The organism is Bradyrhizobium sp. 41S5 (assembly GCF_011516665.3).
GTDB classification, from domain to species: domain Bacteria; phylum Pseudomonadota; class Alphaproteobacteria; order Rhizobiales; family Xanthobacteraceae; genus Bradyrhizobium; species Bradyrhizobium quebecense.
In genome coordinates this window covers 2,865,924-2,892,915 of record NZ_CP083721.1, presented here as the reverse complement: position 1 = coordinate 2,892,915, position 26,992 = coordinate 2,865,924, and the positions used below count along the sequence as shown (strand labels likewise).

The window sequence follows — 26,992 nt, the reverse complement described above, 5'->3', positions numbered from 1 at the left end:
CCGGCTCTAGAAGTTCAGACCGTACACCAGCCGCGCTTGGTGGCGCTCGAAATTGACCAGGTCGAGGGCGGCATTGCTGCCGGCCCGCTGCCCCCAAGCCTGGACGCTCCAGGTCGCAGTCAGGCGCGAGCGCTCCGAGAGCTGGAAATAGGCGGTCGGACCGATGAACAGCGCCTGCCCGGACAGCTCGTCCATGCCGATTCCCTCATACTTCCTGAAATAGCGCGCTTCGCCCCCGATCAGGATATCCGGCCTCACCTTGGCCATCAGGCCAAACGCGACGCCGATCGTGGCATCTTGCTCTGCTGCGCCGGTGCGCGGCATCCGCGTCCATTCCGGCTCATAGCTGACGTTGAGGGCAGCCACCGCAAGATTCGGGATCACCTCACGGTCGAACGCCACCGTGAGTTCGGTGCCGTAGCTGCGGACAGCCGCTGCCGTCGTCTCATCGACGCGGTTGGCACCTGTCTCCAACGCGACCGTCATGCCGAAGGGCGCCGCCTCGCGCTCGAGAAAGCGATAACGAAAATCGACCGAGACGCTCTGCCACGACAATTGGCGCCGATCGTCGAAGCCCGGGACGCGATTGATATCGTACGCGCTGAACGACGTGCCGAGCTCGATACGAAAATTCGGCGCCGGAACGAGCTCAAGCTCCATTTCCTGATTGAGCGCGCGATAGCGGCCGGTATCCTTGGCGAAGCGCCCGGTAGTCTGGCTCTGGAATTCACGCTCGCCGACCTCGCCCACATCGGACCCGATCATGAAGCCGAAGATGTGCTCGGTATCAAAACCCTCGGCGCAGGCGGCGAGCGGCAGCACCGCCGCGACGCCGGCAATCGCCGCGCACAGCACGCCCATACAACACACTCGCTTGATTTCGAAACTCATCGTCCCCGGACCACCGCCTCAAGCCGCACTGTAGGACAAAGCAGGACGGCCCGCCAATCGGAGGTGGTCTCGATTTCAACGGGTTGTGGGAACGATCTGCGGGAAATTGTAGCGGCAGCATCGCGGCCGCGAAAGGCCCCTGCCGCGGCTCGATGCAGCAAGCTGCACGAGCCGGGCAGGCTGTCTCGCGTTACTTGTCTCGGATTACTTGCGCGCTGCGCAGGCGTACATGTTGATTTCCATGCCGACCGGCACTTCGACGATCTTCGGTGTTTTCCAGGCCATTTTCTTCTCCCAAGTCTAAGTTGGCGCAAGCGTCGCGCCGCGCGGCAAGCTAGGGCGGGCTGTTCCAGGGCGCAAGCCAGTTGGGTAAGGACCCGACTTCGCTGCTGGACATGCCGAAACGGACGACGGCTCGCTGACGTCCGCCCGGCTTTGAAACGGCTGGGAAATACCGACGCTGATCTGTCAGTCATTTTCCGGCTGCCGGGCGGCGACGTACGGATAAGCAGACCCGATCGCGTCGGCCGCGTCTTGCCCAAGAGCGAAATCGCAACTTTTTTTGTTATGCGCGAAAATCCAGCGTCAATAGGCGAAATCCGCTCGAAACAATTCGCTGGCACGGACCTATTTGAGCAGGCGAAGCAGCGCCCGGCCGGCGCGCGACTTCAACTCCTTCGCATCCAGCGTTCCGTCATTGTCGGGATCGGCGGCCTTGAACCGCTGCTCCACGACCGCGAGATATTCGTCGAGCGTCAGGGTGCCATCATGATCCGGATCCGCCTTCGCCAACTCTTTCGCGGTCAGCCGTCCGTGCAATTCGTGCACGTCGAGCGTGCCATCATGATCGGGATCGAGCTTCGCGAACAGGTCGGCGGCAGCTTTCTTGGCTTCGGCAAGGTCGACTGTGCCGTCATTGTCGGGATCGAGCATCTTGAGCGCGCTGCGACCACCCGATGCGGCCAGAGCGGGACCTGACAGGACGGCAACAGCCAAGGTCAAAGCAAGTGATCGGCGCGAAATCATTATTGGTCTCCCTTGAGCGCCGCTCCGGCAAGGATACGGAGCGTGCCCTGCGATCGAAGCTACCATAGCAGCTTCGACGAGGCTTCCTACGGCTAGTGTAACCGGTGAGGCCTGTCGGGTTTCGGGTGGAAAGGGACTGCCTCACGGATCATCTCTGGCGTTCGGCAGATGGCATCGCACCTGAACAAGCGAGGTGACCCATGAGCGACATTTGCAGGACCACGATGGGCTGCCTCGTTGCGCTCGGTCTGACCGCGCCCGCGTCCGCGCAGAACAGGGCCGCTACCCCATCGGCAGAGACCATCCAGCAGCGCACACTCACCGGCAAGGAACGGCTCGGACGCAAATGGACCGACGAGCAGCGCATCGACAATTGCAATGTGCCGCCGGACAAGCGAGGCACCAAGCCACGTCCGAGCGTCTGTCCGCATGCGCCGTGGAGCTGACCGAACCGTTCGCGCTGCGGCATAGCGGCGAGTCACACGTGGCGTCGTGTATTCCATGCCAGGGTAAGCTACGGGCGCATCAGCAAAAACCTGAAGCTTTCGACCGGCCTCCGGAGGCTGGCTGGGGTTCGTTCACGTTTCGTATTGACCCGCTTTGGTTTCAGGGGGATGGTTCCGTCCGCAACGTCAGGAATAGGCGTGCGGAAAAGGTTCATTGGGAGGATATGATGAGACGCATTGCGCTGGCCGCAAGCCTCGTGATTCTTGCATCTTATGGTGCAAGCGCTCAGACCAACGAGCAGTTGGTCAAGGGTGCGACTGATACATCGAACGTTCTCAATTACGGAATGGGCTACAATCTTCAGCGCTTCTCGACGCTGAACCAGATCAACAAGGACACCGTCAAAAATCTGGTCCCGGTCTGGAATTACAGCTTGAACGACGACCGCAGCGAGGAATCGCAGCCGCTCGTCTACCAGGGCGTCCTTTACGTCACCACCCACAATGCCACGATGGCGATCGACGCCAAGACAGGCAAGCAGATCTGGAAGACCAAGGTCGAGTATCCCGCTGAGACGCCGCGTATCGTCTGCTGTGGCATCATCAATCGCGGCGCGGCTCTGTATGACGGCAAGCTGTTCCGCACCACCCTCGACGCCAATGTGATCGCGCTCGATGCCAAGACCGGCAAGGAACTGTGGCGCGAAAAGGCTGCGGACATCAAGGAAGGCTACTCGATGACGGTGGCGCCGCTGGTCGCCGACGGCGTCGTGATCACCGGCATCTCCGGCGCCGAATTCGGCACCCGTGGCTTCATCGACGGCTGGGATCCGGCGACCGGCAAGCGCCTCTGGCGTACCTACTCGATCCCGACTCCGGACGAGCCCGGTGGCGACACCTGGAAGGGCGACACCTGGAAGCTGGGCGGCGGATCGACCTGGATCACCGGCTCCTATGATGCCGAACTGAACACCGTGTATTGGGGCATCGGCAATCCCGGACCGTTCAACTCGGCGGTACGTCCGGGCGACAACCTCTACACCTGTTCGGTGCTCGCGCTCGATCCGAAGACCGGCAAGATCAAGTGGCACTACCAGTTCTCGCCGAACAATCCGTTCGACTATGACTCGGTGGCCGAAATGGTCCTTGCCGACATGAATGTCGAGGGCAAGCCGACCAAGGTGCTGATGGATGCCAACCGCAACGGCTTCTTCTACGTGCTCGACCGCACCAACGGGAAGCTTCTCGCGGCCAATCCCTATGTGAACGTCAACTGGGCCACCGGAGTAGACTTGAAGACCGGACGGCCGATCGAGACCGACGTCGCCAAGGATGCACGTGACGGCAAGAAGGTCACGGTCTACCCGTCGATCCTCGGCGGCAAGAACTGGGAGCCGATGTCGTTCAATCCGCAGACCGGCCTCGCCTACGCCAACACGCTTGCCTTCGGCGGCCGCTACAAGTCCGAGCCGGTGACGTTCAAGCAGGGCGAGTGGTATCTCGGCATGGACCTCACCGATCCCTGGGAATGGGGCACCGGACCGCGCGGCCATCTCAAGGCGATCGATCCGATGACCGGCAAGGCGAAGTGGGAAGCGCCGAGCGACATTCCGCGCTTCTCCGGCGTTCTCTCCACGGCCGGCGGCGTGGTGTTCGCCGGTCAGCTGACCGGCGAATTCGAGGCATTCGACGCCGACACCGGCAAGAAGCTCTGGCAATTCCAGACCGGTTCGGGCATCGAAGGACAACCCGTGACCTGGCAGCAGGACGGCATGCAGTATGTCGCCGTCACCTCTGGCTATGGTGGCGTCTATTCGCTGTTCTCGGGCGACGAGCGGCTTGCCAAGGTCCCACCCGGCGGCTCGCTGTGGGTTTTCGCGGTCAAGAACTGAGCGCGGAGCACACGTGACTGAGAGAGTAACCCTGTTGACGGCGGCGATCTTCGCCGCCGTCGCGGCGGCCTTGATCACGTTGATCCCGGCAGCCGCACAGCAAACCGGTGCAATCGACCTTCAGGGTCAGGCCGACCAGGGCAAGGTCACCTACGCCAAGAACTGCTCGCATTGCCATGGGCCCAACATGGTCAACTCCGGCACCATCACGCCGGACTTGCGCGCGTTTCCCGACGACAAGACGCGCTTCGTGACCACCGTGAAGCAAGGCAAGAACGGCAAGATGCCGCCCTGGGCCGACATCCTGAGCGAGCAGGAGATCGCCGACGTCTGGGCCTTCCTGTCGAGCCGGAGGACCCCATGAGAGCGCCTATGAGAGCGCTGCTGGCGGGCGCCGCGACAGCCTTGCTTCTCGCCATGACGGCGGCAGCGCATGCCGCCGACGCGCCGCTCAAAGTATGCCTCGATGAGGATCTCCCGCCGTTGTCGGCGCATCATCGCGGCAAGCCGGATGCCGGCTTCGATGTCGCACTCGCGCAAGTGATCGCCGAGCGGCTCGGACGGCCGCTCAAGATCCAGTGGTTCGAGAGCAAGCTCGACGAGGATTCGAGCCCCGCGCTCGAGGCCAATGCGTTGCTGTCGGACGGGCGATGCTCGCTGGTCGGCGGCTACGCCCTCACCACGGACTCGCTGAAGGCGCCGGGTGTCGCGACGGCCAAGCTGCCGGACTTCGATGGCGCTACGCGCGACGATCGCCGCCGGCGGATTCCGATCGGGGTGCTGGCGCCAAGCCAGCCCTACATCTATTCGCCGATGACCGTCGTGCTCGGCCCCAAGGCCAAGGATCGACGGATCTCCGATATCGGGGATCTCGCCGGCCTTCGCCTGACGATCGAAAGCGGCACGCTGGGCGATGCCATCCTGATGACCTTCGACAAGGGAAAGCTGATCGGAGACATCACCCACCTCGTTCCCGGGCGTAGCGACCTCCTGGGAGAGCTCGAACGCGGTGAATTCGACGCCACCCTGCTCGACCTGCGCCGGTTCGACGCCTACCGTGCTGATCATCCCGACACCAAGATCACCGCCTCCGGCTATTACTATCCGATCGGCGCCAACCGCGGTTACGTCGCTCTCGAGACCGACAAGGCGCTGCTGGAAGCTGTCAACAAGGTGCTGTCCGACCTGCAAACCAAAGGCACCATCGCCGAGCTTGGCAAGACGGCAGGCCTGACCTGGCTTCCCCCGCGCGAGCCGATCATCCTCGGCGACGTCTGGCTGAAGATCCTGAACCGCTGATGCCGGCGACAGGCTGCTATCGCAGGTAGCTCGCCAGGTTCATGCTCTGGATCTTGGCGATCGCCGAATAGGATGCCGTCAGCTGCGCCTGATAGGTCGAAAGCTGTGCCGTCACCGCCGCGACGTCGACGCTGGTGAGGTTGGTCGACAGGGTCTTGGCGAAATTCTGGTAGTCGCTCTGGTTCGTGCTGGCGGTCTCGATCTGCGACGCCGAGGTCGAAAGCTTTGCCTGCACCGTTGACGTTGCATCCAATGCATTGCTGGCGAGGTCGAGCGCCTGCGAGATATCGGTCGACGACAACGTCGTGCTGTTGCCGACGTATTTCAACAGCCGCATGACCTGCTCGAAGGCAGGATTGTCGGCGGTGACGCCATAGGAGACCGACTGGCTGTCCGAAACGCGCACCGACGCGATCTCGCCGTCACCCTTGTAGTAGCTGGTGTCTGATGTCGTCAGCGAGCCCGTGCCGGTGTCATAGCTCGACAGATCCACAGGTGCGGTATCGGTGCGGGCGCCGCTGAAGACGTATTCGCCGTCATACTGGGTGTTGAGCAGCCCCTGCATCTGCGAGATCGCCTGCTGGGCATAGTTGATCACCGATGCCGTCGCCGTGCTGCTGCCGGTCGTGGCCGCGCTGAGCTGGGTCCGAAGCTGCGTGATGATATCGGTCACCGAGCCGACCGCCGAATACATCGCCTGCACCTTGTTGTCGGCGAGATTGCTGGCATCGATATAGGACTGGGCGCGCGTCACCGAGACCTGCAAATTGATCACGCGCCCGGCGCCTGAGCCATAGCCGCCGAAATCCTCGGATTGCAGCCCGGAGGACTCCTGCACCTGCTCATTGGCCATCGCCGACTGCACACGCAGCGCACTTGATATCATCTGCTCCGATTGCGCGAAGGTGGCAACACGCATCATCATGACAACGCCCTCACATTCAGGCTGCGGTCATCGCGGTCATCAGCGCCGAGAACATGGCATTGATGGTCGTAATGATCTGGGACGCGGCAGCGTATTTGTTCTGTAACGCACTCAGATTCGCGCTCTCCTGGTCAATGTTGACGCCGGACTGCGACGACAGCGAGTTCGCATAGGTCGACTGCGCGGTTTGCTTGGCTGTGTAGGTTGCCGATGCCTGGCTCGCCTTGCCGGCGACGTTGGCAACGATTGCTGCCGCATAATCGGTGAAAGAGCCGGTGGTGGCGCCCAGCCCACCCGCCATGGCGAAATTGGTCGACCCCGTCAGTGCGCTCAAGAGCGCATTCACCACCGTCGCGGAGCCCGATGACAGCACCGAGTTTCCGACCGTCAGCGTGGACGACGCATCGAGTGTCGCCGTTGGCAGCGCCGCCGTGCCGCTCAGGATGTCGCTGCGCACCGCGATGTTGGAGGCGCTGGTCCCCGTGATCAGGTCGTTGAGCCCGAAATAATCCGAAAATCCCTCACCCGAACTCCCGACCGAGCTCGTCATCTCGTTGATGGCCACGCCGTTGCCGGCTCCCGTCGCCGAGATCGTCAAATGTCCGTTGGCATCGACCGAAGCCGTAACGCCGGAGATCTTGTTGATATCGGTGACGAGATCACCGACCGTCGCGTATGACGAGAGGTCGAGATCCTTGTAGGATACGAGATTGCCGTTCTCGTCGGCGACCGCGATCCGCACCGTGCCGGTCGCCGATAGCGGCGTTGTGCTGCTCACCGTGGCGGTTCCGGTCAGACTCGTCGGCGGCGGCACCGATGTGCCCTGGTTCGATACCGCATTCACGCTCGAGGCCAGCTGCTGGGCAAGCTCGTCGAGCTGCGACTGCGCGGCCGGCAGGGTCTGGTCGCGCAGGGCAATCAGGGCGCTGACCTTGCCGGAGGAGATCTGCGAGGTGATGTCGATCCCGTTGACGGTAATACTGCTGAAGCCGCTCGACGATCCCGCACTATACGTCGTTGATGCCGTGACACTGGGGAGCGCCGTGAAGCTCAGCGGGTGCGCCGTGCTGTCGATCAGCGCCTGACCGGAGCCGGTATAGACCTGCAGGTCGCCGCTCGACGTGGTGAAATAGCTCACATTCATTTGCGAGGCGAGGTCCTGCAGCGCGCTGTTGCGCTGGTCCTCGAGATCGGCGGTCGACTGCCCTGCGGCCGCCTCCTGCTTGATCTGCTTGTTGAGGTCGGAGATCTGCTGCAGATCGGAATTGATGTCGGTGACCGCCGAGGCGATGTCTCGGTCGGCGTTGGAGCGCAGCTTCTGGATGCCGCTCGAGGTTTGCTGCAGCTGATTGGTGACCGCAGCGAGCGCGCTGACGGCGTTCGATTGCAGCGAAGCGCTGCTCGGCGTGCCCGCGAGCGAGGACAGCGCCGACTCGAATGCCGCGATCGTGTTGGCCAGCGAGGTACCCGTCGTGGAGCTGTCGCCGCTCGACGTGCTGCCATAGAGCTGCTGGAGCTCGGTCAGATAGTTGTTGTTGGTGTCGGCGGCGCCGAGATCGGAATCCGCCCCAACCAGCGACTTCAGGAGCAGCTTGTCGACCGCGCTGGTGATCCCCGAGATCGTGACGCCGGTGCCGACACCACTGGTGACGCTGCTGCTCTGGTTGGCGGTCTTCTCGGTATAGCCCTTGGTGTCGGCATTGGAGATGTTGGCCGAGGCCACGCTGATCTGCACCTGCGTGGCTGACAGCCCGCTGAATGCGATGCTTCGTGCGATATCGAGCGACGACACGACCCACTCCTTCCGGCGCCGGCGCGATCAGGCCCGCACGTTGGTGCCATAGGACATCGCGGATGTGACGCGACGGCCGCCAGCCCCGTAAGGCGATACGTTGGCGATCTGCTCGCGGATCGCCTGCATGATCGCCTCGATCCTGCGGTTGCTGGCATCGATCGCCGCTCGCAGCCGCATCACGTTCTCGTCCATCGCTACCCGAAGCTTCAGGATCCGATCCATCAGCTGCTCGCGCAGCACGCGATCCTGGACGTCGAGGTTGGCGGTCTTGCCCACGGCCTCCGCCACGCACTGCTCGAACAGCGTGGCCAAGCGGTTCTTCTCGTCGACCTGCTTCAGCCGCGAGGCCGGCAGGCCCTTGGCGAGCTCGACGTTCTCCTCGTTCACGATCTCGATCAGATTGTCGATCAGTGCGATCAACGACCTGGCGCGCTCGTCATTGCCCGCGGGATTGATCTTGATGTTGCGTTCCGGTGTCATGTCATCGCTCCCGTTCAAGCTAGTGTCCGCGACGCAGGGCGCGAACCGATTGTGCGCTGCGCCCATACGCGGTGATTGCCGTTCCCCGGACCGAGGCCCGGTTGATTTCCTGGTCGAGCCGCGCGCACTCGCGCATCAGCAGGTCTCGTAATGTTTCGACGTCGTCGAGCAACGCAGTTAGTTGCGCCCGATCGTTCGGCTGAACCGAAGCAGCCTTCGCCTTCAACCGCTGAAGCCTGACCAGCAAGCGGTCATTCTTCTTTCCGGCCATCATCGCGACACCGCCGAAATCAGCGTGTCGAACATCTTGTTGACGGTGGTGATGACCTGCGACGCCGCCGAATAGGCCTGCTGCGCCGAGATCATGTTGGAGAACTGACCGCTGGTGTCAGTGGTGCTCGATTCCAGCTCGCTGCCGTAGATCGTGCCGGCGCCGTTGGCCCCCGAGGTCTGCAGCGTGGCGTTGCCGGAGGCTGCCGTCGCGGAGTACAGGCCGTCGCTGGCCGCGCTCAATCCGTTGGGGTCGCTGAAGGTCGCAACCGCGATCTTGTAGATCGCGATGGTCTGCCCGTTGGAGTAGGTCGCATCGACCACGCCGCCCTTGCCGATCGCGATGCTGCTCAGCTTGCCGTAAGGCAGGCCGTCCGACGTGATGCTCGTGAGGTCGACGGAAGGCGTGGCCTGGCCCGACGAATATTGCGTGAGGCCGTCGGTCTTGCCGGCCGTACCGAGATTGAGCGTGATCGCCGCACCATTGGCGGTGGAGCTGTCGGCCGCGCCGTCCTTCCAGCCGGTGATCGAGATGGTCGGCGGACTCGGCACCGTCGAGGCGAGCGAACCGTCGGGATTGAAGGTGATCGCCACCGTATCGGTGATCGCGTTGGCGCTGGCCGTGCTGGAGTCCGACGCGAGCTTTGGCTGCTCGAAGCTGGCCTGCCAGGCATTGTCGGCGGTCTTCTTCCAGTCGATCTGGATCGTGCTCGCCGTACCAAGCGAATCATAGACCGTCATCGAGCTATTGAACGTCGCGCCAATAGCGGCGTCGGCCGGCAGATTCGCCGCGACCGTGGTCTTGGTGGTCGCGCTGCCGCTGGTGGAGGCGACCTGCGTGTTGATCGGCCCGAGACTCGCGGCGGAAGCATTGCCGATGATGTTGCCTTGAGCGTCGGTGCGCCAGCCCTCGAGATAGTTTCCGTTGTTGACGAGATAGCCCGAGTTGTCGGTGGTGAACGCACCGTTGCGCGTATAGGAGGTGGTGCCGCCGGTCGTCGCATTGGTGGTGACGAAGAAACCGCTGCCCTGGATCGCAACGTCGGTGGCGTTGGTGGTCGCGGTCAGCAATCCCTGCTGGGTGATGTTAGCGCGGCCGGACACCGTGACGCCGCCGGACGTGTACGAGGTGGCGCTGTTCGACGCCGTCACCAGATCTTCGAACATCGCCGACGTGGTCTTGTAACCCGTGGTATCGGCGTTCGATATGTTGTCGGAAATCATTGCCAGCGATTGGCTCTGCGAATTGAGCGCCGAGATCGCCGAGGAAAGTGCACCTGTAAGACTCATGATAATACTCCGGAAGCAATCAGGACGTGACGCCGATGATGTTGGCGGCGCTGACGGGGACGCCGTTCACGAGCAGCGAAGGTGTCGAGCCGGAGGCATCGATCCCGGTCACCGTTCCGGTCATCGTGGTGTAGCTGAGCAGCGAGTTTCCGGCGGAGTCAGTCGCAGTCACCTGGATCGTGTACTGGCCGCCGTTGCTGAGCTGGGTGCCGTTCGTGGTCTGGCCATTCCAGGTGAAGGTATTGGAGCCGGCGTTTCCGGTCCCCTTGCCGCTCCACACCATATTGCCCGAGGAGTCCTGGATCGCGATCGCGACGTTGGAAGCGGCCGAAGTGAGCGAGTAGCCGAAGGTCGCGGAGCCGTTGGTCAGCTCCGCCGTGTTGGTCTTCGCCTCGACGGTGTGACCGATATAGTTGACCGAGTTGAGCGTCACGAGGCTCGAGAACGAGCTCGCGAGCGATGTCATGCTGGCGTTGGTCGACTGCTGCTCGGTGAAGTTGGCGTACGAGGTGAGCTGATTAATGAAGTCGGTCGTGCTGGTGGCGTTCAGCGGATCCTGGTTTTGCAGTTCGCTGACGAGCAGGTTGAGGAAATCAGTCGAGCTCATCCCCATCGACGCGCTGCTTGACGAACTCGACGACGAGTTCGAGGCGGCGGAGGCTGCTGCAGAGGTTGCCGAGGAAACGGTCATGACAATGCTCTCTTCGCCGCGGGCTAGGCGACGGAACGCGGTGAAACATTGGAATCGTGAAGTCGTTCGCAGATAGAACGGATGACGCGGCGATTTCAGGCGCGGATTCATCCGCCCGGAATCACTTGATTAATCGGCAGAATTTGCCGTGTCGGTCGCGGCCCGGAGGCGCGCAAATGCGCGCGCAAGCCGACCCGCCGCGGAAGGGCGCGGAGTATTGCAAAAGGAATTGCGGAGAAATTAGAGCGAGAGGCTGATCGGCAGATCCGGCTCGGCGAGTATCAATGCCGGCGGCGCCAACGCGGGCAACAGGCAAAGGGCCAGCAACAGTGCAGGCAGCACCTTGCCTTGCTGTGCGGCATCGCCTGGAGCTTGCGCATCGTTCGGCTGCTCCTCAGGCGGGGCCGGCTTCGGAGCCGCCACTTCGGGCAGTTCCTTCTGGGGCAGTTTCGCCGCCGCGGTCACGATGCGGTCGACAAGACCCTTGGGTGCACGAACCGGAGGCGCCGTGAGCGCCCGGCGTACCGCGCTCGCCTGCTCATAGAGCCTCCGCGCCTCAGCCGAGGATGCGAGCAGCTGGACGGCGGCAAGACGTTGATCATCGGGCCAGCGGGACAGATCCTCCCCCAGCCGGTCGATCAGGTCTTCGAATGTCGCAACGTCCATCCCGCGCGCAGATCCAGCCTCGTCGCCAAGGCTGTCATAAAGCATTCGCGGGACGGCGGAAATCAATTTCCGCCGCCGTAGCGTCAGGTCCTGCATGATGCTCACCGAGCGGCCCTTTTTCCTCAACAGGACGCCCGCCCGAGCGCCCTGCCGCCTCCCGGCGAAACGGGGTTCGCCGGCCGATTCGCCCGCTCAGCGGCTGGCGGCTGATTCGAGCGTCTTGTCGAGCGTCCTGGCCTTGGCGGCCCTGCCGGCGGTCGCCTCGACGAACTTCCAGGCGTCGCGGAGCTCGGTCAGGCTGGTAATGATGCGCCGGAAATTCTCCCTGGCGTGCGGCCGGCCGTAGGAGCGCAAGCACGCCATGATCAGCGCATTGTAGGTACGGAACAGGCGGTCGGCCATCGCGCCCCCACGGGTGACGTCGAGATGGTGGCTCAGTCCGCGCAGGATCGCGGTCGCCCGCGTCAGATAAGTGTGCCCTTCCTCGAAGCGCTTCGCCTCGTGCGCGTCGAGCGCCTTCTGCAGCAACGTGATGGCGCCGTCGCACAGCATCACCACCGCCTTCAGCGGCGGGACCGCCACCGCGGCGGATCGATAGGCATTGTTGGCGAGGTAGGCCGTAGCATTCTGTGTCATTATTTGCTCGATGATGCGTTCAGGAGGGCACTCAGGTAGCCCAGCGTGTTGTTCGCGCTTTCGATGGCGGCCTGATAATTGGCGTATTGAAGCTGCAGCTGCGCCTTGAACGTCGCCGCATTGCTCTGGATGTCGCTGACCTGGGACTGCAGATCGGTATCGCGCGACTGCAGGTTGGTGATCATGGTCTGTAGCTGACCGCTGGTCCCGGAGTTGGTCTGCGCGAGCTGATAGAGTTGTGCCGCAAGCCCGGACGATGACGTCACGGTGATCGATTGCGAGGTCGAGCCGGTATAGGTGAATGCCATGCCGGCGTAGATCGTGCCCGAATTGCCGATGATGGTGTTGCCGACCACCGAAAAGCCGGAACTGTCGCCGCCGACCGAGGCGCCGGTCAGCGTGCCGGTCGAATCCACTGTGACATCGAGCGTGAACGATTGCGGCGACGTCCCGGTGTTGACGACGTTGAGCTGGCTGGACGAGGTCGTCGTCTGCGCGGACAGCAGCTTGGTAACGCCGGCCAGATTTTGCGTCAGCACGGTCGACAGCGTACCGGTATCGAGCTGCAGCTCGTTGTTCTCGTTGAACGACAGGCCGAGGTCGGCCATCGTCATGCCGCCAACGGAGCCGCTGAGCACCTGCTGAAGCTGGGTCATGATATCGCGCATCGTGCTGTCGCCGAACAGCACCGCGCTCGAGGCGGCCGTGCCGTCGGAATTCTGCGCGGACTGCGCGATCACCTGGTCGCGAAACGCGTTGTAATTGGTGACGAAGGTCTGCAGCGCTGACGTGATCTGGCTGGTGTCGGTCGAGATGCTGATGTTCAGGCTGGTGCCGCTGGGCGTCGGCTGCAGCAAATCGAACGTGACGCCCGAGAGAACGTCGGAAATATCGTTGGTGTTGCGGGTGAGCGCGATGCCGTCGAGGGTGAACTCCGCGGATTGCGCCTTCTGCAACACGTCGGTGAACGCCCCCGAAGTGTCGGTGACCCCGAGCTTGTTCAGGATGTCGTCGCCGGATGTCGATGAATAGGTGATGTTTGCGGCGTCCTGGGTCCCCGTCAGCACCATCTCGTAGGACCCGCTCGACACCTGGACGATGGAGGCCTGAACATTGGTCGCCGAGGTCTGGGCGTTGATGGTGTCGACGATATCCTGCATCGACATACCGCTGGTGATCGAGATCGCCGTGCTGCTGCCGCCGGCGATGCCCAGCGAAAACGTCCCGGAGTAGCCGAGCTCGGTCGAGCTGCTCGACTGCGAAGCGCCGATCACCTTCTGCGCGGTTGCGAGCTGGGTGATCTGGAGCGCGTGATCGCCGGTCGCCGAGCCGCTGTTGACGCTCATCGACAGCGCCGAGGAGGCGCTGACGTCACCGGTGGACGAAATCGTCGCCGAACGTGTGGCGAACGCATTGGTGGCGATCGAGTTGATGATCGACGAGCTGAGCGACGACAGCCCGGTTGCCAGCGTCGACAGCTCGGTCTGTAGGGACTGGTAGGCGGTGACCTTGGCCTGGTTCGCGGTAATCTTGGTGGTGATCGTGGTCGCCGCCGTGAGCTTGGCGTTGACTTCGGCATCGATCAGGGCAGTCCAGTCGATACTGGCCGAATTGGTCGTGCCGGTCGTGGTCACCGTGCTGGCAGAGCTGGCGGAACTCGACGATGTCGCGCCTGATGTGCTCGAGGTGGCGCTGCTAACCGTCATGTCGACACCTCCGCCGTCGTGAGAATCGGGCCGGCACGATGCCGGCCCGATCTATCGTTCGAATTAGCCGAGCAGCTTCAGCAGGTACTGCGGCATCTGGTTCGCGGCGGTTTCCGCCGACACCGCGGCCTGGGTCTTCACTTCGGCCGACGACAGCGTCGCCTGCTCGGAAGCGATGTCGACGTCCTTGATCGCCGAATTGGCGGACTGCAGGTTCTGGGTCTGGGTCGAGATCGAGTCGGCGCTGAAGTTGAAGCGCGATTCCTGGGCACCGATCTCGGCGCGGGCGGACGACACGGTGTCGATCGCGCTGTCGAGCGCCGACATTGCGCTGGTGGCGCTCGACAGGCTGGAGACGTCGAGCGAGGTCACGCCGAGCGAGGACGCCGTCAGGCTGGTCAGCGTGATCGTGATGGTGTCGGCCGAGGTCGAGCCGACCAGCACCGAGACGCCCGAGGAGAACACGCTCGAACCATCGAGCAGGCTCTGGCTGCTGTAGCGGGTGCCGGAGGCGATGGAGTCGATTTCGCCCTTGAGCTGCGTGAATTCCGAGTTGATGTAGGCGCGGCTGGAGTCGGCCACGGTGCCGGAGGCTGACTCCGAGGCCAGCGACTTCATGCGGGCCAAGATGTCCGAGATGTTGGACGCGCCGCCGTCGGCGGTCTGCAGGATCGAGGTCGCCTGCGCCGCGTTGGTGGCGGCCTGCTGAAGCGTCGTGATGTCGGAGGAGATGCGGGTCGAGATCGCGAGGCCGGCCGCGTCGTCGGAAGCAGAGGTGATGCGCGAGCCGCTCGACAGCTTCGACAGCGCGCTGGTTTCCTGCATCGAGTTGATATTGAGGTAGCGGACCGCGGAGTTGGCGGCTGTGTTGGTGGAAATTGCGGGCATGAGTAGCTCCTGTGCTGATGGGGCATGGCATGCCGCATCGTGAGAAAGAGAGGTGACGCGGATCCAGCCCCCGTCCGACCGATCAAACGGATCGGCCGCCGGTGGTCAGGCGCGAAAACTTCAGAAGCCGGAATTTATGGTTAGCAGTCGGTAAACGCACCGCGCAGGTCGCGCTCGTGCCGCTTGAGCAGCTCGCGCAGCTGTTGCCGCCCGCGCTTCAGCAGCGACTCGACCGCGGCCACGGTCGTATCCATTACCTCGGCGATCTCGCCGTTGCTCATGTTCTCGTGGTAGGAGAGGATCACCGCGACGCGCTGCTGCTCGGGCAGCCGCTGCATCGCAAGCTCCAGAAGATTGCCGATCTCGTTGCGCTCGATGACGGTAGAAGCGTCGAGCTGGGTGTCGGCGACCTCGGGCACGACATCGACATTCTCGGTGCGCGGCTTGCGGCGCAGGTCGATGCAGCGGTTGCTGACGACGCGATAGAGCCAGGTCGAGAACTTGGCACGGCCGTGCTGCCAGCGCCCGCGATGCGTCCAGACCTTCAGCATCGTATCCTGCACCACGTCTTCAGCATCTGCGGCGTTGCCGACGATGCGCAGCGCGATCGCGTAGGCGCGATCGACATGGCGTTCGACGAGAGCGCGAAACGCCGCCTCGTCGCCGGCGGCGAGGCGGTCGAGCAGTTCCTTGTCCTCGTCCTGGATCTCAACGGTGTCGAGCGGGCCCGCATCGGCAACCGTGGGGACGTTGCTCCAGGGAGCAGCCGCTTCGACCGGCGCAGCCGCGGCCACCGTGGCTTCCACCTCGGCCGCTGCCATCACATCAAGCGCGTAACTCATCCGCCGCTCTCCAACCAACGCCGCAAGCACACATCGCATGCGGCTTCTGAGCGTTGAACGGAGGGGTTGAGTAAACCAGGCGAACTTTTTTCGTTGTTTTTCAAATGCTTAGATGGATTTTTTTGCCGACCGCCCGGCAAAAGCTGCCGCTCCGCGGAGGCGCAGGCAGCAATTCTACGGAGTCTGGAGCAGTCGTTCAGCATCGCCTTGCATGCCCGCGGGAGAATTCGTCGCGCCGGAAAACGCTGTTGTCACATCAACTAACGCCACGCGAACACATGCATGCGCGGAGCATGCGAGTGATCCATCGCCGTTGGTCGCCGACTTGCATTCGACGATTGCGACTAGGCAATTTTTTCCGAATCACCGTTTCGACGTTATCGGATTTTTTGAGTCTGTCAGTCGCGAAGCGCGCGTTTTCGAATCCCGCATCAATTTTTTTGAATCATCGCGCCTGATTTGTCTCACGCAGGCGTTCAACGCATGAGGACTGGCGGGAATTTTGCGCATGACGATCATGACGGTCGACGCAACGCGTCGAGCGCAGAATGTTTCTGCATGTTCATTCGATGTTTTCGATACATTTCTGTTGCGTGCCTGCACGACGCCGGATGGCGTATTTGAAAGGGTCTTTCAGCTTTCCCGCATTACTGAAAAATTTCCAAACATGTCCGTCAGTTTCGTTCAGCATCGAATCCAGGCGGAGGCGCGTGCGCGCAAGCTCGCGCAGGAGCGCTCCGCTGAAGTGCGCATCGTCGACATCTATAAGTGCTTTCCGTTCAGGCTGTTCGGCCTGAGCCGCGATGCGTTGGGCGATCTCGCGCAGCTCGAGTTCGAAGCCGAGCTCGAGCTGTGTCGCGCCAATCCGGAAATGCTCGAGCAATATCTGGACATGAAGCGCGGCGGCTTTCGCGTCGGCTTCATCTCCGACACGTATTGGAGCACCGAGCAGCTCGCGCAATTGCTGCGCTCCTGCAGCCCCGGACTGACCTGGGATTTCCTCTACGCATCCTGCGATCACGGCTCTGGCAAGAGCAAAGCGCTATTCGAGGCCTATCTCACCGAGCAAGGCATCGATGCGGCGAGCTCGTTCCATGTCGGCGACAATCACAACGCCGATATCGAGGGCGCCCGCCGTCACGGCATCCGCCCGCGCTACTATCCGCAGGCCAGCGCGGCATTGGCATTGAAGTTTCAGCGCGAAACGTCGATCTTCGAATTGTTGTGGCCCGATCAGCCGTCGCGGCTCGATTGCGGCGCCCGCACGTTACGACGCGCGGTGACGGCACGTAGCGCAGAGCATTCTCCCGCTTTCAACCTCGGTGTGACCGTGCTCGGTCCGGTGATGGCGGCGTTCGACGCCTTCATCGAAGCACAGCGCGCTGCGCTGGCGCGCGAGAGCGCGCGCGTTGCGATCGGATTCCTCGGCCGCGACGGTCTGCTGCCGTATCGCGTCTGGCAGGCGAACCATGGCGAGACCGGCGCCTATGTCGAGATCAATCGTCGTGTGAGCCTGGTCGGCTCCGCCGATACGCTCGAACCTCTCAGTGAGTTGCTGAGCCGGGTCGTCAAGATCGACGCGGCAACCTTTGTCGATATCGTCAAGGTGCAGCCTCCCGCCGTGATGAAGTTCTTCGCCCAATATCCCGACGGCATTGCGAGCGGCCGCGAACTCGCCGACGCCCTGCCCGATCTGATGGACCCGCGCGAGATCACCGACATCGCCGCCGGTGTCCGCACGCGCCTGCTCGCTTATCTTCGGGCGAAGATCGCGGATTTCGACGGCTGCACCGACCTCATCCTCGTTGACCTCGGCTATTCCGCCAGCGTGCAGAAGTCGCTGCGGCGCATCTTCGATCGCGAAGGAATTCGCATCCGCCTGCATGGCGCCTATCTGCTGACGCTTGACGATGCCTTCGACGACATCGCCGACGACGACACCGCAGAAGGCCTGATCTCGGATCGCATCGTCACGCCGCACGTCAAGCGCATGTTGATCCGCAACGTCGCATTGCTGGAGCAGCTTTGCTGTTCCGATGAAGGATCGGCACGCGATTATCGCGGCGGTGAGGTGTTGCGCGAGGGCGACCAGCGCCCGGCCGCACAGCTGGCGCTGGCGAACGAGGTGCAGTCCGGGACGCTGGCCTATGCGTCGCGCGCCCGCGAACTGGCACCGAGCTATGCATTGCAGCCCGACACGGACCCCATTGTTGCCGCACGCTGGGCCGCCGCCGTGCTCGGACGTCTCCTGCTGCTGCCCGACGATGATGAACTCGTGCTGCTCGGCGGCATCAAGCATGACGTCAACCTCGGCACGCAGGCGCTCGCGCCGCTGCTCGACGCCGGCTTCATCAATGATTGCATCGTCGCCCGCGGCCTCTCGACCGCGTGCACGGCTCCGGCGCCGCCGATGTGGCTTGCCGGCAGCTTTGCCGCGTTGTCGCCGTCGCACGCCTATCTCTACACATTGTTCGGCGCCAATCGCCTGCCCGCGAACGTGTTCGGCGAGGCGCAATGCGGGACGCTGCAGGTCGGCCTGTTCGGGCCGGACGGCCAGGCGTCGCTGGAAGCCGTCAGCGTCTATCATACCGGGCTCGGCGACCTCCGGCTGCGGATTCCATTGTCGCGCCGCATGGCGGTCGCGACCATCGCGCTGCCACTGGCAAAGCTGACCCGCGCCGGGATGCTCCACGGCATCACGGTCCAGTACGGCGAGAGCGCCGCGAAGGCGGCGGAGAGTTCGAACGTGAAGGCGATCGCCGAGGGACGGCTGATCGATGCCGGCCTCGAGCGGAGCGGCCGTCAGTTCCGTGCCACCACCGAGGACGGCATGCTGCTGATCCCGGTCGACGGCTTCGAGGACGATGTTGCGATCTACACCGTCGCGCTGACCGCCCTCGACCATGACCGCATCCTGGCGGTCGAGGACCGCGACGATAACCGAGCCCCCTCGGCCACGCTGAGCTGGCGCAGCGCCAACAGTGCGCAGGCAACCATCGGCAACTGATTTGTCCGCCTGATCTGGCCGCCCCGCTCGTAGAAGGTTAACGAGGGGTAGTGCGGGCATGATTTCGGCTGACACGGTGCAAGCGGACGGCTTGCAGACGAATTTCGACCAATTGCTGGCGGCGAACAGCATCCGGATGAGCGCTGCACAGCGCCGGCGGCTCGCATGGCTGTCCGAACGGCTCGGACGCGCGACCGTCCACCAGGCCGGTTTGATGCCGGGGCGGGACCATGGCATCCTCATCCTCGTTGAGCCGCCGAGCGGCCCTGCCGCCGAAATCCTCTATCGGTCGCTTCGCGCCGATTGTGCAGTCGTTGTCCCCTTCGGCGAAAATCCCGCGTTCGATTTCCTGAAGTCCAAGCTGACCGACTTCGGGACGATCGGGCCAAGCTTCGACGGCCCGCACGAGATGTGGTGGGGCGGCCTCAACTGGCGCCCGATCGCGCCCGCGGAAGGCTCCCGGTCCGACACACCTCTGCGCGTGGTCTCCTGCTATCCCCGCGCCTGCGACGAGGATCATCCTCGCGCGCTCCGCGAGAAGCTGGCCGAATTCGAGATCGCCTGCGACATCGTGCCGATCGACACCGCGGACGGCCAGCACATGCGCGCGTCCGATAAGTCTGCCTTCATGCTGCGGATGTGGCAGGAGCACCGCGAGCCGCTGCTCTTCGTCGAGGCCGACGCAACCCTCAGCGAACCGCCATTGCTGCCGTCCTCCCTCGAATGCGACATCGCACTCCACAAGTGGAACCGGTGGGAGATGTCGGCGCGCACTTTGTATCTCGGCCGCACCCCAGCCGCCGAAGCGCTGCTGCGCAACTGGCATCACATCGCGAGCGCCTATCCCGCGGTCTGGGAAGGCTACCTGCTCGACCAGGCCTGGAGCCTGACGTCGTCGCAGATGGCGCTCGACACTGCCTGGCTGCCACGCTCGTACCATGCGCCCGCCGAAGACGCCGGCACGCCCCGCCACACCACAATCGTCCACAATCTGCCGACCGATAACAGCGACCTTGGACCCAATGCCGAATTCGGCGTCACGATGCGGGCCGCGCGGCGCGCCAGCCGCAGCGGCGGCCGCGACGCCATGATCGTGATCAGGTCGCAGGCGGCCTCGAACAGTGCGATCACCGTGATCGTGCGCGATATCGCCACCAGCGACGCACGTGAAATGGCGGCCAGCATCGAGGCCGTCACCGGCGCGTTCGCCGCCGATTGCGGCGGGTTCGGCCGGCTCGAGCTCGCGCTCTGCCCCTGGCAGGAAGATATCCGCGCGGCGAAATCGGCAGCCGCCAGCGCGAACAACCGGATCATCGAGATTGCGCCCTGGCAGGCATTGCCGGCCGATCTGTTCCGCACCGTGGGTCAGTCCCGCGATGCCGGCAGCGTCCTCGTCATGGCCGGGCAGCGCGGCTGATCAACAGTACAATAATCAGGCAAGAGAAGGACATCGAATTCATGAAGACCATCATCCTTCTCACCGGCGTCGCCAACCAGCAATTCGCGCTCACCGAGCTGTTGAAGGCGCACAACCCGGCGCTATCGTTCCGTTGTGCGGTGACGGCCGAGGACCTCGCGGCGATCGAACTCGAGGTGTTGCGCGAGGCCCGGCTGCTGGCGTTCACCACCAGCGTCATCGTGCCTGAAAGCATTCTGGCCGCGCTTGGCCATGGCGCCTACAATTTCCACCCGGGCCCACCGCAATATCCCGGCTGGGCGCCGGCGCATTTCGCGCTCTATGACGGTGCGCGCGCGTTCGGCGCGACCGCGCATGTGATGGCCGCGCGGGTCGATTCCGGTCCGATCGTCGGGGTCGAGTCCTTCATCATTCCCGACAAGATCAGCGTGCGCGGGCTCGAGCAGATTGCCTATGTGCGGCTTGCCCACCTGTTCTGGCGGATGTCGCGCGATCTCGCTTGCGATCCCTCGCCGCTGCAGGAACTGGAAATCGCCTGGTGCGGCATCAAGAGCACCCGGCAGATGTACCGCGACATGTGCGAGCTTCCCGCCGGCATCAGTGCCGGCGAACTGGCCCGCCGGATCCGCGCCTTCCACGACGACTTCCGCGCTATCCCGCTGACCATCTCCGTGCACGGCATCCGCTTCCAGCTGGCGACGACCGCCATGCAGACACCCGAGGCACCGCAGGTGGCATCGCCGCCGCTCGCAGCCGCGTCATGAAGGGCGACGAGACCAGGTTGAAGCGTCATCGCGCTGATCCTTTCGGAAAACCGCTTCGCACTTCTCCGGGTCATGTTCTAATGCCGCCAGGGTTCACCCTGTGGATCGGCAAGCATTCCGTTCAGGAGCGCTTCGGCCCGATGTAGCAGCGGCTTCGTTCCACTGCTCGATGCAATCGCAATTGCCGCGCGCAACTTGTGCAGAATGGAAGTCCTGTCGTTCTCATCAGACGCCGGCGATACCGCCGCCTCGCTGAACAGCGCCTCGGCCTCCAGACCGGAAAAGCCCTGCTGCCGCGCGGTATTTCGCACCTCTCGCAGCATGTTCAGCGCGGCTGGCGCATCGCCGAGCCGGCTCAGAGCGAGTGCCAGATAGATCGAGGTACGCAGCACGATCGAGGTATAGCTCACCGACCTGGCTACCTCTCGGGCTTCGACGAGCGTAACCCGCGCGTCAGCGAGACGTCCCTGTTCCAGATAGGCAATACCAAGATGGCAGGTGATGACAGGCACGAAGAGGCGAATTCCATACTTTTGCGTAACGGCAAAAGCGTCCTCCAGGACCGCCGCTGCTTCGCCAGGATTGCCCCGACCGAGCGCCAGACAACCACCGCTATAGCCGGCGCCAACGCGATCAAATGGCCTGTTGCTCTCATTGGCGATTGCCGACGCGCGTTGGTGAAACTCGGCCCCCGTATCAATCTCTCCCAAGGTCGTGTGGGTCACGCTTTTCATCATGCAGCACAGCAATTCCAGGGTTTTCGGCGTCGTCCCGGGCGGCGCGCTGGCATCCGGCCCGGACAGGCGGAGGCAAGCCTGTCCCAACATTTGCTCTGCGTCACGGTAGCGCCCGGCAATGAAATAGGCCTGGCCCAGGCTGTACTGAGCCAAGTTGAGCCAACCCGGATTGCCCCACTCTCCCGCCAGACGGGCAACCTCCTCGCCGGTTTCGATCGCCTCGACCGGGGTGCCGTAGAAGTTCTGCGCCCCCGACCTGACCGCCATCGCCGCGACCTTCCGCCCGATATCGTCGATCGCGTTGGCGCGCTCCTCCGCGTCTCTTCCGAGATCGAACCATTCGGCGACCTTGCCTGCGCTCATGAAGGCCGTGCGCGCCTCGATGCGAAGGTCGACCGCATCCGCTTCGCGCGAGCGAGCGAACGGCGTCTTGTCGAGTGCGGTCATCGCGATCTCAAAGTAGTTGGCTGCGTCGGCAAATGCCGATCGTGCCAGGCTCTTCCGCGCGGCAGTTCTGCCGTAGCTGAAAGCTTTCTGCCAGTCCTTCGCTCGCATTGCGTGATAGCAGAGCCTGCTGGGCTCATCATGCGAGCTTCCATTGCCCTCCAACGTCTCAAGAATGCGTGCGTGGACGCCTTCACGCACTTTTTCGACCATCGAGTCGTAGATGACCTGGCGGACCATTTCGTGTGGAAACTCGAGCACTCGATCCGGCTCGATATCGATCTTCACCAGAAACTCCGAGCGGTCGAGAACCGCCAGGCAGCGTTGCAGCACGGGCTCAGGGAGGCCGGACGCCTCGCGCAAGATAACTTCCGCCGAGCGCGGGCCTAGCGCTGCCGCGATCTGCAGCAGGGAGCGCTCCTCCCTCGATACCCGATCCAGACGCGCGGCGATGACCCCCTGGATACTGCTCGGGATACCAAGCTCGCCGACCGGACGCGCCAGCGCCAGATCGCCCCAATGCCCCCGCAGAATCCCGCTGTCCTTGAGGCTGCGGCAGACTTCTTCAATGAAGAGTGGCACGCTGGCCGTATGAAGCACGACGCGGCTCTTCAGATCGGCCATGTTCGCGGACCGCCCCAAGATATCGTCCAGCATTTCCCGTCCGGCATCCTCGGCGAGCGACCGCAACGCGGCGATCTCGGCGTTGCAGCGCGCGATCCAGTCCGGAATGCCGTTGGGTCTGCTGGTCAACAACACCAGAAGGCTTGGTATCTGCAGCGACGCGAGCGCAGCGACGACGGCCTCGCTGGCGCGATCGATCCAGTGCAGATCCTCGACGAGGATCACCGTGCGCTGGCGGGCGACCAGGCTCTCGAGAATCGCGCAGCTCGCGTCGCTGATCGCGCGGCCGCGCGCGTGTGGCTCCAGCTCGCCCCACTCTGGGTCCGATATCGGACGATCCAGCACCGCATTGATGGCGGAACGCGCTATCCCGGTCAGATCCGTCGGAGGCTCGGTCTGGATATCGGCGTCCGCCGCAGTCCCTTCGAGCATCGACAGCATGAGCGCCTTCAGCGCGCTGAACGGTGCACCTTGAAGATTCGGACTGCACTCTGCGTGGACCGGACGCCAGCCCTCGCGCTTGAGCTCGTCGACGAACTCGTGCACGAGCCGCGACTTTCCGATGCCGGGATCGCCAATCAAGAGCGCCGTCCGCCGGTTCGCCCCGGCATTTTGAGCCAGCTGCCTGAGCAATCCGGTCTCGTCCACGCGGTTGACAAACCGTGCGACGCTTCGCGCCCTGCGTACCCGCCAACTGGAGACATTGGTTGCGCCGGTCACACGGTAGATCGGCACAGGCTCGCTGAATCCTTTGAGTCGCTTGCGACCCAAATAGTCGAACTGGACATTGCCGTCGGCGAGATTCTGACAAGCCTCGGACGCGTAGATCTGATTCGGTCCGGCGACCGCTTCGAGGCGCGCCGCAAGATGCTGCGCTGCCCCTCCGATCTCATAGACCTTGGAATATTCGCTGGCGACCATGTAGGTCACCACGCGCCCCGAATGGAGCCCCACCCGAACCTGGAGCGCCGGATCGCCCAAACCCCCGATACGTCGGACGAGTTCGATCGCAGCATGGCAAGCAAGCGGCGCGTGGTTGTCGTCAGCAATCGGGGCGCCGAATACCGCGGCGAGCCCATCCCCCAATTCCTTGCTGACGATGCCGCCAAACTGGCGCACTGCGCCGCGCATGGCGGCCAGGGCCGGCTCCAGGCGGGAGACCGCCTCTTCCGGATCCAGGTCCGCTACGAGCCCCGTGGAATCGACCACGTCGGCGCGAAGGATGGTTACAAATCGCTGTTCACTGTCGGGATCGAGGCGCTTTGCTACGGCGGCACCGCATTGGGCGCACCAATTGTCGTCCGCTCCGATCGTCGATTGGCATGCAAAGCAAAGCATTCCTGCTCTCAAAGGCTGCTGCGGTCTCGCCAACTCAGCATCCCGGTGAGCAGCTTAGAGTAGAGATTACCAATCGGGACATGCTTATCAATCCGGACGTGCAGTCCGTCTGCATCCGCGCCAACCCGAGAGGTTGCTAAACTGGACGAGATACAGTCTTGAGTGGTAGGTCGAGGCGCGAGAAACCAGACGGCGCGACTCGAGCTGTACGACCGATTTCGTTCGACGTCCCCGCGTTGCATAACTTATGTATAGCCAGAGCACGCTAAAGTTGTAATGAAAGGGAAATCCTATGGGCGGAAGAGTATACAATAACCAGCAATTCAAAGATCATATAAACGCGCATTACTATCCTTTGCAGAACATGGTCAAGAGCGTCGCTATACTTAAGGCGTCGGATCTTATTGACATCGAGACGCTGGAATATGGCCAATACCAGCCGATCCTGTCGCCCAGGCACCAGTGGCCGGGCGGAAGCGGCAAGCTGTGGCAGAAGGAGATGGGCAAGGCGCGCCTGGACCTCGCCACTCAAGCAAGCACCACAGCCCTTTCCAAGGACGAGGCCGGCGTCGTGCCGCTGACGAAATGCGCGCTGCTGGATGCCGCCGTCCGCAAATGCTTCAACTCCGAACCGCCGATCCCGATGAAGATCGACGTGAAGGAGAAAGACAAGAATGCGCTGAACGCCGATCGGCACGACATTCTGCTGACCTGGGAACACGCCAATGGCGACAATCAGCCGCCGACGCTCCTCCTGCTGACGATGGTTTGCCCGGCCTGATCCCGGATCACGGGCGGGGCTTTCCGCACGGCGGTATTGCACCCCGCGCGGCTGCCTGATGGCAGGCGCGTCAGCCTTGGCGCGCCGGCGATGCCCTGGGGATGATCTATGACGCCGGGCGGCGCTGCTGCAACAGTGCCCTCACCGCACGCTCCGCGGCGCGAGCGGAGCCGAAATAGCCGCCGTCGAGGCCATCAAAGGCGCGATCCGAGGAGAAGAAGCAGAAGCCTCTGGTGTCGCTGACGACGATCCCCGCGGTTCGATCCGATACTTCGATGACATAGGCTTGGGAGCCTTGGGCTTGGGACATGCCTGCTCGATCGCCGGATGACGGCGCTCCTGTCTGATTGTCGGGTGTTTTGGATTTTCCTAAGCGATCAACAACAGACGCCGGTCGCCGCCGAGATGCAGCGATGCTGCATGCGGCTTGGCATGTCGCACATCAAGCTGCGGTGGTAATGTCGCATGGCGGTGACCTTGAACAACGCGGGATATCGCGCATCAATATCCGGCCGAACCGCGCGGCGGTCAATGAAATGACCGACCAAAGATCACCGCCCGGCGCGATACCTCATTCGCGCCGGGCGGGAAAACAGCACAGTTTTGGTAATGACGGTTGCGGTCCACCGAATTGGCCGACCTTGGCCGGGCACCATGCGTCCTGGTGCCCGGCCGCGATCGCTCAGGGCAGGATCGGCGGGTGATAGGTGAAGGTCGCCATCAGGATCGCGGCCAGCAGCATCACGATCGGGAAGTGGATGAAGAACTGCACCGACGTATAACCGATCAGATCCTTCGACTTAAGGCCGAGGATGCCGAGCAGCGGCAGCATCCAGAACGGGTTGATGAAGTTCGGCAGCGTCTCGGCGATGTTGTAGACCATCACCGTCCAGCCGAGATGCGCGCCGATATCGTTGGCCGCCTTCATGATATAGGGCGCCTCGATGATCCACTTGCCGCCGGCCGAGGGCACGAAGAAGCCGAGCAGCGCCGAATAGATTCCGACCAGGAATGAGAACACGGTGGAATTGCTGGAGGCGCCGACGAACCAGTGCGCGATCGTGTCCGACAGCGTCGTGCCGCTGCTGTTCGGCACCTTGGTCAGGATCTGCGCGATGCCGGCATAGAACGGAAACTGCAGCAACACGCCGGAGACGCTCGGCATCGCTTTCGAGAAGGACTCGATCAAGCTGCGCGGCCGCCAGTGCAGCACGATGCCGAGAATGAGGAAGACGAAATTGTAGGTGTTGAGCCCCGACAGCGTGATCAGCGGATTGCCCGACTGGAAGGTCTGCCACAGCCAGCCGGCGGCAAGCAGGGCGATCAGGATCGTCAGCAGCGGACTGAATTCCAGCCAGTCGCCCGGACGAGCCGGCTTCCTGGCCTCGATGCGATCGTCGCCGAGCGCAACGCCGAGATCTTCCGCCGTCTTCGCCTGCTCGGGTACCGGCGTCGTGAAATAGCAGATCGCCGCCGACACGATGCTCACCATCACAACGGTGACCATGTTCTGCCAGGTCAGAATGGTTTCCGAGAAGCCGATCACGCCGGTGATCGGCAGAAGCGATGCCGGAATGCTGCCGGCATTGGCCTGGAGTTGCGCGGCGGACGACGTGATGCCGAGGGTGAAGCCGCAACCGAGTCCGAGATAGCCGGCCGCGCCGGCCGCGCGATAATCGAGCCGGATATCCGTGCGCCGCGCGATCTCCCGCACCAGCAAACCGGAGAAGATCAAGCTCAGGCCCCAGTTCAGCAGCGAGAGGAAGATGCTGAGCATCCCGACAAAGACGACCGCGCCGCGGCCGGTCTTCGGCACGCTCGCGAGCCGCGCCAGCACGGCGGCGACCGGCGGTGACATCGCCACGACATAACCGCCGATCGCAACCAGGGCCATCTGCATCGTGAAGGGGATCAGATTCCAGAACCCGTCGCCAAACGCGCGGCTGACGGCAAGCGGCGAACCGCCATGCAGGATCGCGCCTGCGGCAACCGCGATCACGGCGATCAGGACGAAGACATACGCATCCGGAAACCAGCGCTCGGCGAACGCCACCAGGGCCTGCGAAAAACGCGCCATGATGTTATCAGCGACAGGTTTTCGCAGGCTCACGGCTTGGTCGTGCGTTGCATTCGTCAT

The 26,992-nt window shown here is 63.2% G+C and carries 25 protein-coding genes; 8 read left to right on the top strand and 17 right to left on the bottom strand.

Features of this window, described 5'->3' with window-relative positions; genetic code table 11:
• Positions 1-6: 6 nt before the first annotated feature.
• From HAP47_RS13530 to HAP47_RS13520, 3 genes are all read right to left on the bottom strand, one after another.
• Positions 7-891 (bottom strand): hypothetical protein, encoded by an 885-nt coding sequence (locus HAP47_RS13530; RefSeq protein ID WP_371821769.1) that lies wholly within the window; start codon positions 889-891, stop codon positions 7-9.
• Positions 892-1,095: 204 nt separating this feature from the next.
• The gene (gene pqqA / locus HAP47_RS13525; protein ID WP_009031067.1) at positions 1,096-1,176 is read right to left on the bottom strand and encodes a pyrroloquinoline quinone precursor peptide PqqA; all 81 of its coding nucleotides are present in this window, start codon (positions 1,174-1,176) and stop codon (positions 1,096-1,098) included.
• A gap of 342 nt (positions 1,177-1,518) precedes the next feature.
• Positions 1,519-1,917 (bottom strand): EF-hand domain-containing protein, encoded by a 399-nt coding sequence (locus HAP47_RS13520; RefSeq protein ID WP_173637821.1) that lies wholly within the window; start codon positions 1,915-1,917, stop codon positions 1,519-1,521.
• Between the two features lie 200 nt (positions 1,918-2,117).
• On the opposite strand from HAP47_RS13520, the gene HAP47_RS13515 reads away from it, so the two are divergent.
• The 4 genes from HAP47_RS13515 (at position 2,118) to HAP47_RS13500 (ending at position 5,554) form a co-directional block, all read left to right on the top strand.
• Positions 2,118-2,363: a hypothetical protein gene (locus tag HAP47_RS13515; RefSeq protein WP_231168869.1), complete on the top strand. Its 246-nt coding sequence runs from the start codon at positions 2,118-2,120 to the stop codon at positions 2,361-2,363.
• 227 nt (positions 2,364-2,590) lie between these two features.
• Positions 2,591-4,255, top strand: coding sequence for a methanol/ethanol family PQQ-dependent dehydrogenase (locus HAP47_RS13510; protein WP_173637822.1), 1,665 nt, complete (start codon positions 2,591-2,593; stop codon positions 4,253-4,255).
• A 13-nt stretch (positions 4,256-4,268) separates the two neighbouring features.
• Positions 4,269-4,619, top strand: coding sequence for a c-type cytochrome (locus HAP47_RS13505; RefSeq protein ID WP_371821768.1), 351 nt, complete (start codon positions 4,269-4,271; stop codon positions 4,617-4,619).
• Between the two features lie 8 nt (positions 4,620-4,627).
• Entirely contained in the window at positions 4,628-5,554 is a 927-nt protein-coding gene (locus tag HAP47_RS13500; RefSeq protein WP_173640517.1) for a substrate-binding periplasmic protein, read from the top strand.
• Positions 5,555-5,570: 16 nt separating this feature from the next.
• On the opposite strand, the gene HAP47_RS13495 is transcribed toward HAP47_RS13500, so the two are convergent.
• The 11 genes from HAP47_RS13495 to HAP47_RS13445 form a co-directional block, all read right to left on the bottom strand.
• Positions 5,571-6,479, bottom strand: coding sequence for a flagellin (locus HAP47_RS13495; RefSeq protein WP_173637823.1), 909 nt, complete (start codon positions 6,477-6,479; stop codon positions 5,571-5,573).
• Between the two features lie 16 nt (positions 6,480-6,495).
• Positions 6,496-8,271 (bottom strand): flagellar hook-associated protein FlgK, encoded by a 1,776-nt coding sequence (flgK, locus tag HAP47_RS13490; protein WP_173637824.1) that lies wholly within the window; start codon positions 8,269-8,271, stop codon positions 6,496-6,498.
• Positions 8,272-8,298: 27 nt separating this feature from the next.
• Positions 8,299-8,754 carry a flagellar protein FlgN gene (locus tag HAP47_RS13485; protein WP_173637825.1) on the bottom strand — a complete coding sequence of 152 codons (456 nt, stop codon included), beginning with the start codon at positions 8,752-8,754 and terminating at the stop codon, positions 8,299-8,301.
• Between the two features lie 19 nt (positions 8,755-8,773).
• Complete coding sequence (locus tag HAP47_RS13480; protein ID WP_173637826.1) at positions 8,774-9,028, bottom strand: hypothetical protein; 255 nt, start codon at positions 9,026-9,028, stop codon at positions 8,774-8,776.
• Positions 9,025-10,314, bottom strand: coding sequence for a flagellar hook protein FlgE (flgE, locus tag HAP47_RS13475; protein WP_173637827.1), 1,290 nt, complete (start codon positions 10,312-10,314; stop codon positions 9,025-9,027). Before flgE ends, HAP47_RS13480 begins: the two co-directional genes overlap by 4 nt.
• Before the next feature lie 19 nt (positions 10,315-10,333).
• Positions 10,334-11,005 carry a flagellar hook assembly protein FlgD gene (locus HAP47_RS13470; protein WP_173637828.1) on the bottom strand — a complete coding sequence of 224 codons (672 nt, stop codon included), beginning with the start codon at positions 11,003-11,005 and terminating at the stop codon, positions 10,334-10,336.
• 240 nt (positions 11,006-11,245) lie between these two features.
• Positions 11,246-11,767, bottom strand: a complete 522-nt coding sequence (locus HAP47_RS41565; RefSeq protein WP_371821767.1) for a hypothetical protein — start codon at positions 11,765-11,767, stop codon at positions 11,246-11,248.
• A gap of 96 nt (positions 11,768-11,863) precedes the next feature.
• Positions 11,864-12,307, bottom strand: coding sequence for a flagellar export chaperone FliS (locus tag HAP47_RS13460; protein WP_173637829.1), 444 nt, complete (start codon positions 12,305-12,307; stop codon positions 11,864-11,866).
• A complete protein-coding gene (fliD, locus tag HAP47_RS13455; protein WP_173637830.1) occupies positions 12,307-14,013 on the bottom strand; it encodes a flagellar filament capping protein FliD in 1,707 nt (568 codons plus the stop codon). Before fliD ends, HAP47_RS13460 begins: the two co-directional genes overlap by 1 nt.
• A 63-nt stretch (positions 14,014-14,076) precedes the next feature.
• Positions 14,077-14,901, bottom strand: coding sequence for a flagellin (locus HAP47_RS13450; RefSeq protein ID WP_050405219.1), 825 nt, complete (start codon positions 14,899-14,901; stop codon positions 14,077-14,079).
• 140 nt (positions 14,902-15,041) lie between these two features.
• Positions 15,042-15,743 (bottom strand): RNA polymerase sigma factor, encoded by a 702-nt coding sequence (locus tag HAP47_RS13445; protein WP_173637831.1) that lies wholly within the window; start codon positions 15,741-15,743, stop codon positions 15,042-15,044.
• Positions 15,744-16,410: 667 nt separating this feature from the next.
• On the opposite strand from HAP47_RS13445, the gene HAP47_RS13440 reads away from it, so the two are divergent.
• From HAP47_RS13440 to HAP47_RS13430, 3 genes are read left to right on the top strand one after another with little or no spacing between them, the layout of a single operon-like run.
• Positions 16,411-18,750 (top strand): hypothetical protein, encoded by a 2,340-nt coding sequence (locus HAP47_RS13440; protein ID WP_371821766.1) that lies wholly within the window; start codon positions 16,411-16,413, stop codon positions 18,748-18,750.
• A 58-nt stretch (positions 18,751-18,808) separates the two neighbouring features.
• Positions 18,809-20,167, top strand: coding sequence for a hypothetical protein (locus HAP47_RS13435; protein WP_173637833.1), 1,359 nt, complete (start codon positions 18,809-18,811; stop codon positions 20,165-20,167).
• 41 nt (positions 20,168-20,208) lie between these two features.
• A complete protein-coding gene (locus HAP47_RS13430; RefSeq protein ID WP_173637834.1) occupies positions 20,209-20,931 on the top strand; it encodes a formyltransferase family protein in 723 nt (240 codons plus the stop codon).
• A gap of 77 nt (positions 20,932-21,008) precedes the next feature.
• Here the strand turns inward: HAP47_RS13430 and HAP47_RS13425 are convergent, their stop codons facing one another.
• Complete coding sequence (locus HAP47_RS13425; RefSeq protein ID WP_173637835.1) at positions 21,009-24,074, bottom strand: ATP-binding protein; 3,066 nt, start codon at positions 24,072-24,074, stop codon at positions 21,009-21,011.
• 364 nt (positions 24,075-24,438) lie between these two features.
• Here HAP47_RS13425 and HAP47_RS13420 point away from each other — a divergent pair, with 364 nt between their 5' ends.
• The gene (locus HAP47_RS13420; RefSeq protein WP_231168868.1) at positions 24,439-24,855 is read left to right on the top strand and encodes a hypothetical protein; all 417 of its coding nucleotides are present in this window, start codon (positions 24,439-24,441) and stop codon (positions 24,853-24,855) included.
• A 106-nt stretch (positions 24,856-24,961) separates the two neighbouring features.
• Here HAP47_RS13420 and HAP47_RS13415 read toward each other — a convergent pair whose 3' ends face one another.
• Together HAP47_RS13415 and HAP47_RS13410 are read right to left on the bottom strand one after the other, a co-directional pair.
• Positions 24,962-25,165 (bottom strand): hypothetical protein, encoded by a 204-nt coding sequence (locus HAP47_RS13415; RefSeq protein WP_173637837.1) that lies wholly within the window; start codon positions 25,163-25,165, stop codon positions 24,962-24,964.
• Positions 25,166-25,537: 372 nt separating this feature from the next.
• On the bottom strand, positions 25,538-26,932 hold the full coding sequence (locus HAP47_RS13410) for a short-chain fatty acid transporter (protein ID WP_231168867.1): 1,395 nt from the start codon (positions 26,930-26,932) through the stop codon (positions 25,538-25,540).
• Between the last annotated feature and the right edge of the window lie 60 nt (positions 26,933-26,992).